This is a genomic window from Shewanella aegiceratis, from assembly GCF_019457495.1.
Lineage (GTDB): Bacteria > Pseudomonadota > Gammaproteobacteria > Enterobacterales > Shewanellaceae > Shewanella > Shewanella loihica.
In genome coordinates this window covers 2,279,860-2,291,418 of sequence record NZ_CP080416.1, presented here as the reverse complement: position 1 = coordinate 2,291,418, position 11,559 = coordinate 2,279,860, and the positions used below count along the sequence as shown (strand labels likewise).

Sequence of the window (11,559 nt, the reverse complement as noted above, 5' to 3'; positions counted from 1 at the left end):
CTATTAAGAAACTAAAAACATGTTAGATCCCAAATTTTTACGTACTGAATTAGAAGCGACCGCCGAGCGTCTCGCCACCCGTGGTTTTATCCTGGATGTGGATCGTCTCAGCAAGTTAGAGGAAAAGCGTAAGTCACTACAGGTGGCGACAGAAGAGCTGCAAGCGTCCCGTAATGCGATCTCCAAGTCTATCGGTCAGGCTAAGGCAAAGGGCGAAGATGTTGCGCCTATCATGGCTAAGGTCGGCGATCTTGGCGCCGAGCTTAGCAGTAAAGAAGCCGAGTTAAAGCAGCTGCTTGAAGAGTTGAATGCTATCGCCATGAGCGTGCCTAACCTGCCGGACGAGTCGGCGCCTATTGGTGCGGACGAAAACGACAACGTCGAGATCCGTCGCTGGGGTGAGCCTAAGCAGTTTGATTTCGAAGTGAAAGATCATGTGGATCTGGGTGAGCAACACGCAGGCCTTGATTTCAAGAGCGCCGTTAAGATCACTGGTTCTCGTTTCATCGTGATGAAAGGGCAGATCGCCCGCATGCACCGTGCGCTAACCCAGTTCATGCTGGATCTGCACACAACAGAGCATGGTTACACTGAAACCTATGTGCCTCTACTGGTTAACGAAGATAGCTTGCTTGGTACCGGTCAGCTGCCTAAGTTTGGTGAAGATCTGTTCCACACCAAGCCTGCGACCGAAGAAGGTCAGGGCCTAAGCCTGATCCCGACCGCTGAGGTGCCGCTGACTAACCTGGCTCGCGATACCATTATCGATGAAGATGAGCTGCCGATTAAGATGACGGCTCATACGGCTTGTTTCCGAAGCGAAGCCGGTTCATACGGCCGTGATACTCGTGGTCTTATTCGTCAGCACCAGTTCGACAAGGTAGAGTTGGTTCAGCTGGTGAAGCCTGAAGAATCTATGGCCGCGCTCGAGAGCCTGACTCAGCACGCCGAAACCGTGCTGCAACGCCTGGGTCTGCCATATCGCACCGTAGTGCTCTGTACCGGTGACATGGGCTTTGGCGCGGCGAAGACCTTCGATATCGAAGTCTGGCTGCCGGCGCAGAACACCTACCGCGAGATCTCATCTTGCAGCAACATGCAAGATTTCCAGGCCCGTCGCATGCAAGCGCGCTACAAGGCCAAATCTGCCAAGAAGCCGGCATTGCTGCACACACTGAACGGTTCAGGTCTTGCAGTCGGCCGTACCTTAGTGGCTGTGCTGGAAAACTATCAGAATGCCGATGGTTCAATCACAGTACCCGAGGCGCTACGTCCATACATGGGCGGCCTGACTCAAATAGGCTAACGCGATAAAGAGATAGTGTGAAACATGGATAACGGTGGGCGCTATTTTCAGTGGCTGACCTATGTCGTCATTATCTGTATCTTCGTCGCAGTAATGTTAGCAACATTTGGGAAAGCGATTATGTTAGTGATGAAAAATCTCTAACCACAAAAAAACCTTCGCAATCGCGAAGGTTTTTTATTATCTAAATACAATTAATTAGACGGTCATTGACGGCTTAAAGTTTAGATACACTTGGCTGGCTTGGGTAGCCCAGCTATCTTTGTCGCCTGTTTGGCCGGGCCGAGGGGGAAGAGGGTATAGAGATACTTGGAATTGCCCTTTTCGGCGCCGAGCTTCTGGCCTATGGCCTTGACCAACACACGAATGGCCGGGCTTGTCTTAAATTCCATGTAGAAATCGCGTACAAAATGCACCACTTCCCAATGCGCTGGCGTTAGAGTTATCTCTTCTTCGGTGGCGATAAGTACTGCCAGTTGTTCATTCCAGTCACTGACATTTTTCAAATAGCCCTGCGGATCCGTGGGGATCTGACTATCGCCATACATAATAAAATTTACCAAGTGATCACCTTAGCGTGAGTTAATGTGTAGTGGACAAATTCAGCCTGACTAAGTTGCTTATATTGGCCCAAGCGAGATTGTAAGCCTCTGGCGACCAGATCTTGCTCAAGCAGGCAGATCTGGGTATCAGCCAAGGCATGTTGCCATTTTTGTAGCAGCAGAGCGTTTACGCCATCGCCGAGCAACAAGAGGGTGTCTTGGGGCTGAATGTAGCGAAGGCAGGTGGCAAGGGCGTTATCTTGAGTCGCCGAGTATTGAACGATATGTAGTATCATCAGTAGACAAAGACCTCATCGGCTTGGGTTAGCAGCTCACCTATATCGACTGGGTTTTTGACCTCCAGCGGGATGGCCAGGGCCGATTCATCCAGTTGATAGTCTGCCAGACTCTGCCGACAGGCATAGACGCTCTCGATATCATACAAAGGGAGCGCCTTGAAGGCTGCCAGGAAATCTTTGGCCCCTATGGCTTCCGGCGTCTGTTGTGGCAAAAGATTAAGTACGCCTTCATCGACGAAGATGAGGCTGACCTCTTGCTCGAAACTGGCGCTGAGCAGCGCAAAATCCAGTCCTTCCCGACCTTTGGCACTGCCATGGGGCGCGTGTCTGAAGATAATGGTGATCTTTTTCATCATTTTTCCAAAAAGCGAATGCTTAACATCTGGCGTTTAAAAACAGATCACGCGATCGGCTTGCTCTATACCGGTCACGAGTTCGCCAAGGCCGCCCATCTGAAAGGGGGGCTCGAGATTCCAGTGCTGCAATTGGTTTTCAGCCGATTCGGCCGCAGACAACACGCCACGACGCAGCGCCGCCGATACGCAATTGACCAGGGGCACCTGATGTGTCTGTCCTAGATCTCGCCAGGCCTGGTAGAGGGCAAATTCATCGGAGGCGGGGGACTGCAGATGATTGGTCGACAATACGCCGTCTTGATAGAAGAAGACCTTGACCACTTGATGGCCGGCGTCGATAGCCGCCTTAGTAAATTGCAGCGCCTGATAGCTGCTACCCTGGCCGTAACCAGCCTGATTGACTTGAATGATGAGCTTACTCATTAACCCTAACTTAATATTGCGCCGTAATAGCTCGGCTTTGAGCCGCTATTCTATCTGTTTTTTAAATCGATCCCAAATGCCTGGTGGATAAGGAGGGAGTTTTACCCAAGTGAAAGACCAATTAGTCATAGAAACGGGCATAAAAAAAGCCCGCCGATGAGGGCGGGCTTTCTAAGCTTAGCTTGCTTAATCGTCACTGCCTGCACCCAGCAGGTGCAAAATAGAGATAAACAGGTTGAGGAAGTCCAAGTACAGCGACACGGTAGCGCGTATGTAGTTGGTCTCTCCTCCGTTGACGATGCGGCTGGTGTCGAACAGGATAAAGCCTGTCATCAACAGGGCGATACCCGCGTTGAGGGCCATGAACACCGCGCCGCTACCGATGAAGATGTTGGCGATGCCTGCAACGATGGCAATGACTAGACCAGCCAGCAGGAAGCCACGCATGAAAGAGAAGTCTTTCTTAGTGGTGATGGCATAGCCGCTCAGGGTTACAAACACCACTGCGGTTAGGCCTAAGGCCTGCATGATCAGCTGAGGACCGTTGGCCATGCCGGCATAATGATTAAGCATGTAGCCAAGCGAGGCACCTTCCATTCCGGTAAAGGCGAATACCCAAAACAGACCCGCGGCCGACTCGGCTTTTCTCAGGGTGACAAACAACAAAATGAAACCACCGATCGACAGACCGATAGACATGAGAGGACTGATTTGCAACACCATTGCCAATCCTGCACAGAGCGCGGAGAAGCCCAGTGTCATTGAGAGCAGCAGATAGGTATTTTTAAGCAGCTTATTCACTTCTTGTGTCGAAGCATGGCTTGCATATAGTGTTTCTTGCGTCATCTTTATCTCCAGTGACTATCACTAACTTGATGGTTTATTTGAGTCAAATCGGTTGCAAGAGTTCCATTTCATGAACCGGATTTAACTTGTTTTGCAAGGCTATTATCATAACCGAGCCAAGGGGAGGGCGAAAGCCCATCTGCTCGATAAGCGGTTAATTAAGCCAGTAAATTTAATGGGACAAATTTAATGTGATCAGTTAAACCAGTCTCGCTGCAGCTTTTCACTATCACCAAGATAATCCAGCACCCAAGCCATGGCGGGGGACATGTTGGCGTCGTTCCAGGCCAAGCAACAGGGGCTTGGTGCCTTAGGACGCTCCAACTCTTTTTCTATCAGCGCGCCGGCTTGCACAAAGGGGGTGGCGAAGTGCTTGGGCATGTAACCTATGCCCAGGCCTTCGCGGAAACAGTTGATGGCGCGGATCCAGTCTGGTACGACTAAGCGGCGCTGATTGTCTAATAGCCAAGTCATGCGTTTTGGGATCTCGCGAGAGGTGTCTTCCAGGCAGATAGAGGGGTAGCTACGTAGCTCATCGTCTAGCAGGGGCCTATCTATTGCGGCCAGGGGGTGATGCTTACTCACCAGGAAGGTCCATTCGATATCGCCCATATCCTTAAAGCGATAATCACCGCCCACAGGAATCGCGGTGGTGGCACCGATGGCGATGTCGCTGCGACCGGTGGCGATCGCTTCCCAGACGCCGTTAAAGACTTCGATGCGTATGATCAGCTCGACATTGTCGAAATGGCGATAGAAATCGGCGATCAGGTTACTGATCTTATCGGCGCGCACTATGTTATCCAGGGCGATTGAGAGTGTGGGTTGCCAGCCGTTGGCCACGCGTTTGGTGTCTTCTTTTAGCGACGCCAAATGGGTAAGCATGGAGCGCACCTGCTTGACGAAATGTTCGCCTGCCGGGGTGAGGCTCACGCTTCTATGGTGGCGCTCAAACAACACGACCCCCAAATCTTCCTCAACCTGCTTCACGGCATAACTCACGGCAGAGGGCACCTTGTGTAACTTGTTGGCCGCCGCGGTAAAACTTCCGACTCGGGCCACCATATCAATTAATTGCATCGACTGTTCTGAAAGCATCTCGAATTTGCTCCTAAATTTGCCGTGAGAATATTTGAAGGCTGTAAGCAAAAATAAACGTTTCACAAGCAATTGGCAAGTCAATAGACTCACCGACTTCTTTGGTTAGTTAAAGTGAATCTTCTAATTTTATGAATAAAATCGCTAATTTTTCTTTTCTTATCTATCTAGCGCTACTTAGCATGTTGGGCTTTATTGCGACTGACATGTATTTACCTGCTTTCAAAGCAATTGAAACAAGTTTAGATGCCAGTGCTACTCAGGTCGCAAGCTCGCTGACTTTCTTCCTCGCCGGTCTGGCCTTGGGTCAGCTCTTGTATGGCCCCTTGGTACAGGCCGTAGGTAAACGTCTGAGTCTGGTATTGGGTCTCGTTCTGTTCGGCGCAGCCAGTCTGGTGATTGCCAATAGCGACTCAATTGCCATGTTTAATGTGGCGCGTTTCTTCCAAGCATTAGGTGCCTGTAGCGCTTCGGTGATCTGGCAGGCGATAGTGATAGATCGTTATAAGGCCAGCGAGGCGCAGCAGGTATTTAGTAACATCATGCCGCTCGTGGCCCTGTCGCCGGCCTTAGCGCCTATCCTGGGTGCCTATCTGCTGGAGTGGCAGCAGTGGCACAGCATCTTCTTCATCCTGGGCGGCTTAAGCCTGCTGCTTATCCTGGCGACCCTTGCCTGGGTCGAAAGCAAGGAAAGCCTTAATAGTAAGGCCGACGAGGCAATTAGCCAGCAAGGCAGTACAGACACACAAGTTCAAAAGAGTGTGCGCGAGAGCTATTTGGCCATGCTGGCCAGCCCCAGATATCTGGGCAACGTGCTGATATTTGGGGCCTGCTCCGCGGCTTTCTTCTCTTACCTAACCCTCTGGCCGATAGTGATGGAGCAACATGGGTATGAGGCTAAGGCGATCGGCTTGAGTTTTATTCCGCAGACCGTGATGTTTATTCTCGGGGGCTATCTGAGTAAGTTGTTTATTCGTCGCTTAGGCGCCGAGGTGACGCTTACCTGGGTCTTGTTGCTGTTCGGCGCTTGTGTTGCCGGTATCGCCCTGGTCACCCTGTGTTACCCATCGACCACTATCTGGCCTCTGTTGAGCATCTTCTCTGTGATGGCGGCGGCCAATGGCGCTTGTTATCCCATAGTGGTTAACTCTGCGCTGCAGGTGTTCAAGCAGGCATCGGCCAAGGCGGCGGGATTACAAAACTTCCTGCAGATCAGTATCGCCTTTGGTGCATCCTCTCTTGTGGCGTTATGGGCAAGCAGTGGTGAGAAGGCAATTGGTGTCGGAATAGTCGTCAGTGCCATAGGCGTATTAATTGGCTATCAGGTGAGAGGTTACGACAAGTGGCGAGCCGTGTTCGGCGCCATCTCTACACCAGATCCGGCTAAAATTGCGCTGCATCAGGAGGAAGATTCGACAAAGTGAGCGTAAGTTCGCCAAATGCGCTTTTTAGTCATATTTTCCCTTTACAAGTGAAATAGGGCGCTATATTATTCGCGGCGTTCGGAGAGATGGCAGAGTGGTCGAATGCACCGGTCTTGAAAACCGGCACGGGTTTATAGCCCGTCTAGGGTTCAAATCCCTATCTCTCCGCCATATTAAGAAAAAAGGCTTCCAGAAATGGAAGCCTTTTTTCGTTATGGACTCGATAAGCGCTAACTAGTTACTAGGTAAACGGAAGTAAATTGAACCCAGGCTTCCTAATACTTAAATCAGGCTATCTCTTCACCACATTAACAAGGCCCGCTAAGAAGCGGGCTTTGTGTTATCTAGCATATCGGAAATGAGCAATAACCGGGTTCCTAACGCTAATGCCTTTCAACAGAGTGTCCGGCTATCTTTCCTCCACATTAAGAGAAAAGGCTTCCAGTAATGTAGGCCTTTTTTCGTTCTGACAGGCAATTACCTAAATTCTGGCTATAGGAATTATTTGAACCCAGGGTTCCTAATGCTCACTTTTTGTTAGAGAACGCTGGCTATCTCTTCATCACATAAAGAATAACGCTTCCAGAAATCAAAGCCTTTTCTCCTTTCTTTGTTCATTTTTAGGGAATGTTTGAATCAAGGTGCCTAAGCTTTCTGGCGCTGGAGAAGAGTTTGGTTGTAAAAAAGCCCGCTGTTACGCGGGCTTTTCTGTTTTAGCGAGTGGCAATTAGACTATTGCTCTGAAACCACAGGCTGGTTCACCTTAACGCCGGTAATTCGGTTGTATATCCAACTAAACGCAGACTTGGTATCTTCGATTGCCACATAGAGACATGGAATGAGTACCAGAGTCACTATGGTGGCGAACAGTACGCCGAAGGCGAGCGATACCGCCATTGGGATCACCATTTGCGCCTGCATGCTGGTCTCGCTCATGATGGGCACCAGGCCAATAAAGGTGGTCAGCGAGGTGAGCAGAATTGCCCTAAAACGACGACAACCTGCCTCAATCACGGCAACCTTCATGCTGATACCGGCCAGTCGGGCGCGGTTGATGTAATCCACCATCACCAAGGAGTCATTCACCACCACCCCGGCGGCGGCAATGATGCCGAAGAGGGAGAGGGCGCTTAGGTCTATCCCAAGTAGCATGTGGCCAAGCACAGAGCCTATGATGCCAAAGGGGATCACCGACATGATCATCATGGGCTGCACATAGGACTTAAGCGGCACGGCCAACAGGCTGTAGATCACCAGCAGCGAGATGATGAAGTTACGCATCTGTGTATTGGCGCTGTCGATCTGCTCCTGAATGTTACCCGCCACCTCACTCTTCACCCTAGGATATTGACGCAGCAGCTCAGGGATAAAGTTATCACGAATGTCCTGGGCTAGCTTAAATGGCTCGGCCTGAGAGGCGTCCACCGAGGCCCAAACGTTGATGGTGCGATTGCCATTTTCACGCCGGATACCGCTGACCCCTTGTGTCACCTGGATCTCGGCGACCTCTGAGAGCGGGATCTCTGCGCCCTGTGGCGTGAGGATCATCACCTCGGTCACATGGGCGATGGAGTTACGCTGTTCCTCGGGATAGCGCAGCATCACCTTGATCTCCTCGCCGTTACGCAAAATACGCTGGGCCTCGAGACCGTAGAAGCTGGCGCTGACCTGAGAGGCGACATCGGCAAGGGTAAGGCCGACGCTGTTGGCCAGAGGCTTGAGGCTAAATTGCACTTCTTTGGCACTGGACTGGCGGCTGTCGTTGACGTCGCCAACGCCCTGCAGGCTGTTAAGCTTAGCCTTGAGCGCCTTCGCCGCGGCGATGAGTTGTGCCTCGTCTTTGCCTTCAAGACGGAAGCTGATGTCGCCATCGTCGCGGCCGCCACCGAAGAGGTTATCCTGAATATTGAAGGACTTCACCCCTGGGATCTGAGGCATGGCTGCACGCCAGCGTTCGGCGAGGGCAAAGGTATCTATGGGCCTTAGCTCTGGGGTCACCAGCTTAGTCATCACCTGGGCACGGGTTCGGCCCTGAAGATCGACCTGCATGTCGGCGATCATTCGTTGGCCAAACTCTTGTTCCAGCTGATCATCGACCTTATGTAGCGCTGCCTCGATCGCCAATGCCGCAGACAGGGTCGCTTGCTCTGATGAGTCCAGGTTCATCTCGACGCTGATACGTGGGAAATCATGGGGGATCTTAGGTTGTCCCACGTAGCGCAGGATCCCGCCGGAATAGAGGCCGGCGCACACCAGAATTAAGGAGATGAACAGGGCGATGATCATATATCTGTATTTCACCGACAATGTTAATGACGGCTTGTACAGACGATAGATCACAAACTGCAGTCCATTGTCCACCTTGGCCTGTAGATAGTTGACCCCGATACGCAGCAGGTTGATGGGATTCTTCGAGCCAGGCTTAACCTGGGTTTTATGTTTCATCTTGGCTAAGTGCGCCGGTAAGATGAGCTTAGACTCCACCAGCGAGAACAGCAGACACAAGATCACCACATAGCCGATTGACTGGCCGAAGGCCGAAGAGGGACCATCGTCCATGGTGATGGGCAGGAAGGCGGCAATGGTGGTCAACACGCCGAAGGTGGCGGGCATGGCTACTTTCTTCACGCCGCGGATCACATTGTCAATGCTCTGGCCTTTCTCTTCACATTCGGTATGGGCGCTCTCACCCATGACGATGGCATCGTCGACCACTATCCCCAGTACCAAGATGAAGGCAAACAGGCTGATCACGTTTATGGTGACATCTATCATGGCGGTCGGCATCAGCAGCAGCGTGCCTAAGAAGCAGACCGGCAGCCCCATCATCACCCAAAAGGCGAGGCGAACACGCAGGAAGAGGGCCAGCATGATAAACACCAAGATGGCGCCGCTCTTCATGCTGTCGAGCATAAGATCCAGACGGCCCTGCAGGTAATAGGTCATATCGACCCAGGTCTCCAGGTTCAATCCCTGGGGCAGTGAGGCCTGTTTATCTTCGACGTATTGGTTCACTACCTTAGCGACATCCGTCATGCTCTGATCGTTTGATGCGCCCACGAAGAAAGTCACCGAGTTCTTACCGTTGAATTTGGAGTATTGAATACCCTCTTCGAAACCGTCGACCACATTGGCCACATCGCCAAGCAGCAACTTGGTGCCATCTTCTAGGGTGATCAGCGGCAGATTCTCAAACTCGTAACCGACATAGGCTTGATTTTGCACCCTCAGGCTGATGTAACCGTTTTCAGCCTTGATTTGGCCGGCCGACATGTTGCGCGAATAACCGCGAACCGCCTTGGCGACATCGTTGAAGGAGATGTTATATTCGCGCAGCTTATCCTTGCTGACCTCGATGGACATCTCATAGTCCAGCCCGCCATAAAACTCTGTGATGTTTACCAGCGGCAGCTGCATCAACTCATCGTGGATCTTCTCGCCGAACTCTTTGAGCTGCTTTGGCGGCAGGTCGCCATAGAGGCTGATATAAAACACCTCCTGTCGATTCTTGATGCGCTCAACCCGTGGTCGTTCCATACCATCGGGGAAGCTCGATATAGAATCGATCTCAGATTTGATCTCATCCAAGACCACCTGAGGGTCGTAGGAGTCTTCGATACGAAAATAGCCCGATGCCGAGTTACGGTTAGAATAGGTGATAACCCGCTTCAGGCCCTGTACCCGCTCCAGGGCTTCCTCGACCTTGATGGTGATCCCTTCCTCTACTTCTTGGGGCGCGGCGCCGGGATAGAAGGCGCTAAACTCGACCCAGTTGGTTTCTGTCTGGGGAAAAAACTGTTTACGTATGGTGCTGGCGGTGAGGAGGCCGCCGATAATGATGATGATCATTAGCAGGTTCGCCGCCACGCTGTTGCGGGCAAACCAGGCGATCATGCCTTTATTTGGATCTGGCATTCGCCCTTACTCCTTATCTTCCATGGCCAGCTGCTCGGCGACGGCTTCATCTTGGGTCGGCGTCTGTTTGTCATCGGCCAGGGCAAGTTTCATCCCTTCGATGGGATAATCCAGCGCCGAAGTGATGAGGCGCATGCCATCATCTAACCCGTCACCGATCACTACCTGGGTGTCTTGCTGACGCAGGATATCTACCGATTTAAATGCCAGGGTGTTTTCCGGCGTCATGATGGCGACCTTGTCGTTAACCACCAGATGTCTGGCGATGGTGGTGACATCCTGGGCCTGTGAGCCGTGGATCTGCGCCGTGATATAGCTGCCATATCTTAGCGGCTGTTTGTTGTCCTTGAGCCCATAGGGATCGATCACCTCGGCCACCAGGTAGGTCATGCGGCTACGATTGTCGATAACGCCTTCGCTGCGCACTATTTGCCCTTTCCAGGAGGTGTTCTCACCGGCGAAGTTACCCTTGACCATGACCTGAGCACCCAGGCCCTTGTTGTCAAGATAACGTATCTCCTTATCGGGGAGGGGAAGGCGGATCTCGGCTTTTTCCGTGCTAAGCAGCTTACCCACTTGGGTGCCGGCAGAGACGTATGAGCCCAAGCCTATATGACGGCTCTCGATCAAGGCATCATAGGGCGCCTTGATCACAGTGCGTTCGAGATTACGGGTCGCGCGCTTAAGGCCCGCTTCAGATGAATTTAGGCGGGCAACTTCTTGAGCCAGCTGGGGTTTACGCAGGCTGAGCTCGGTAGGGGTGCCGTTTTCGATTCGTTTCCACTCTTCGGCGGCCACCTTGCCATAGGCTTTTTCTTGTACCAGAGTCGCCTTTGCACTGGCCACTGTGGCCTTGGCATCGATAAGGGCGGCCTCGTAATCGCTAGGATCTATCTTTGCCAGTATCTGGCCTTTCTTCACGAAGCCACCGCGAACGAAAGCGTCGCTCAGGTAGACGATCTCACCGGTAACCTGAGACACAAGGTCAGTTTCATACTTGGCGTTGACGATACCGTAGGAGTTTACGGTAAAGGTCATGGGCTCCTTGTCGATAATCTCGACGGCCACGACGGGCGTATTGTCAACGACAGGTTTCTCTTCTGGTGGTTTTTTCATCGATGCTAGCACGGCAAAGGTGCCGCCCCCGAGCACTAGCACGGCGATGGGCAATACGAACTGTTTTACGGTAGCCACAAACACTTCCTCTTGTTGGAGCTAAGATAATAAATTTATTAATAAAAACGCTTTTATACTTAGGCGAAAGATTTTTTGCAGGGTAAATGTTATCGAAATAGGTAATTTGTTAAAGCGCTTAAATGTAAACAGGTATGTAATTTGCGATGTATGGGC

At 51.7% G+C, this 11,559-nt stretch carries 10 protein-coding genes and 1 tRNA gene; 3 read left to right on the top strand and 8 right to left on the bottom strand.

The genetic code is table 11. The annotated features are described in order from the left end of the window. The first annotated feature begins 19 nt into the window (after window positions 1-19). On the top strand, window positions 20-1,306 hold the full coding sequence (gene serS / locus K0H80_RS10255; RefSeq protein WP_220071494.1) for a serine--tRNA ligase: 1,287 nt from the start codon (window positions 20-22) through the stop codon (window positions 1,304-1,306). Between the two features lie 224 nt (window positions 1,307-1,530). Here the strand turns inward: serS and K0H80_RS10250 are convergent, their stop codons facing one another. The 6 genes from K0H80_RS10250 to punR all read right to left on the bottom strand — a co-directional run bounded on the left by K0H80_RS10250 (window position 1,531) and on the right by punR (window position 4,870). Further along, window positions 1,531-1,854 (bottom strand): TusE/DsrC/DsvC family sulfur relay protein, encoded by a 324-nt coding sequence (locus tag K0H80_RS10250; protein ID WP_434086647.1) that lies wholly within the window; start codon window positions 1,852-1,854, stop codon window positions 1,531-1,533. An 8-nt stretch (window positions 1,855-1,862) separates the two neighbouring features. Beyond that, window positions 1,863-2,144: a sulfurtransferase complex subunit TusB gene (gene tusB, locus K0H80_RS10245; protein ID WP_220071492.1), complete on the bottom strand. Its 282-nt coding sequence runs from the start codon at window positions 2,142-2,144 to the stop codon at window positions 1,863-1,865. After that, window positions 2,144-2,500: a sulfurtransferase complex subunit TusC gene (tusC, locus tag K0H80_RS10240; protein ID WP_220071491.1), complete on the bottom strand. Its 357-nt coding sequence runs from the start codon at window positions 2,498-2,500 to the stop codon at window positions 2,144-2,146. The genes tusB and tusC overlap by 1 nt, the downstream gene beginning before the upstream one ends. A gap of 36 nt (window positions 2,501-2,536) precedes the next feature. Further along, window positions 2,537-2,926, bottom strand: coding sequence for a sulfurtransferase complex subunit TusD (gene tusD / locus K0H80_RS10235; RefSeq protein WP_220071490.1), 390 nt, complete (start codon window positions 2,924-2,926; stop codon window positions 2,537-2,539). A gap of 186 nt (window positions 2,927-3,112) precedes the next feature. Then, a complete protein-coding gene (locus tag K0H80_RS10230; protein ID WP_011865812.1) occupies window positions 3,113-3,772 on the bottom strand; it encodes a Bax inhibitor-1/YccA family protein in 660 nt (219 codons plus the stop codon). Window positions 3,773-3,967: 195 nt separating this feature from the next. Continuing rightward, window positions 3,968-4,870 (bottom strand): DNA-binding transcriptional activator PunR, encoded by a 903-nt coding sequence (gene punR, locus K0H80_RS10225; protein WP_011865811.1) that lies wholly within the window; start codon window positions 4,868-4,870, stop codon window positions 3,968-3,970. Window positions 4,871-5,001: 131 nt separating this feature from the next. Between punR and punC the strand changes: the two genes are divergently transcribed. Next, window positions 5,002-6,294 (top strand): purine nucleoside transporter PunC, encoded by a 1,293-nt coding sequence (punC, locus tag K0H80_RS10220; protein WP_220071489.1) that lies wholly within the window; start codon window positions 5,002-5,004, stop codon window positions 6,292-6,294. Window positions 6,295-6,374: 80 nt separating this feature from the next. Continuing rightward, window positions 6,375-6,465: transfer RNA gene (locus K0H80_RS10215), tRNA-Ser, on the top strand. A gap of 561 nt (window positions 6,466-7,026) precedes the next feature. Here K0H80_RS10215 and K0H80_RS10210 read toward each other — a convergent pair. Beyond that, window positions 7,027-10,209 carry an efflux RND transporter permease subunit gene (locus K0H80_RS10210; protein WP_220071488.1) on the bottom strand — a complete coding sequence of 1,061 codons (3,183 nt, stop codon included), beginning with the start codon at window positions 10,207-10,209 and terminating at the stop codon, window positions 7,027-7,029. A 6-nt stretch (window positions 10,210-10,215) separates the two neighbouring features. Then, complete coding sequence (locus tag K0H80_RS10205) at window positions 10,216-11,403, bottom strand: efflux RND transporter periplasmic adaptor subunit (protein WP_220071487.1); 1,188 nt, start codon at window positions 11,401-11,403, stop codon at window positions 10,216-10,218. Between the last annotated feature and the right edge of the window lie 156 nt (window positions 11,404-11,559).

Excerpts from the sequence above, each read along its gene's own strand:
- serS (WP_220071494.1), top strand. The coding sequence starts at position 20 with ATGTTAGATCCCAAATTTTTACGTACTGAATTAGAAGCGACCGCCGAG.
- K0H80_RS10250 (WP_434086647.1), bottom strand. The coding sequence starts at position 1,854 with ATGTATGGCGATAGTCAGATCCCCACGGATCCGCAGGGCTATTTGAAA.
- tusB (WP_220071492.1), bottom strand. The coding sequence starts at position 2,144 with ATGATACTACATATCGTTCAATACTCGGCGACTCAAGATAACGCCCTT.
- tusC (WP_220071491.1), bottom strand. The coding sequence starts at position 2,500 with ATGAAAAAGATCACCATTATCTTCAGACACGCGCCCCATGGCAGTGCC.
- tusD (WP_220071490.1), bottom strand. The coding sequence starts at position 2,926 with ATGAGTAAGCTCATCATTCAAGTCAATCAGGCTGGTTACGGCCAGGGT.
- K0H80_RS10230 (WP_011865812.1), bottom strand. The coding sequence starts at position 3,772 with ATGACGCAAGAAACACTATATGCAAGCCATGCTTCGACACAAGAAGTG.
- punR (WP_011865811.1), bottom strand. The coding sequence starts at position 4,870 with ATGCTTTCAGAACAGTCGATGCAATTAATTGATATGGTGGCCCGAGTC.
- punC (WP_220071489.1), top strand. The coding sequence starts at position 5,002 with ATGAATAAAATCGCTAATTTTTCTTTTCTTATCTATCTAGCGCTACTT.
- K0H80_RS10210 (WP_220071488.1), bottom strand. The coding sequence starts at position 10,209 with ATGCCAGATCCAAATAAAGGCATGATCGCCTGGTTTGCCCGCAACAGC.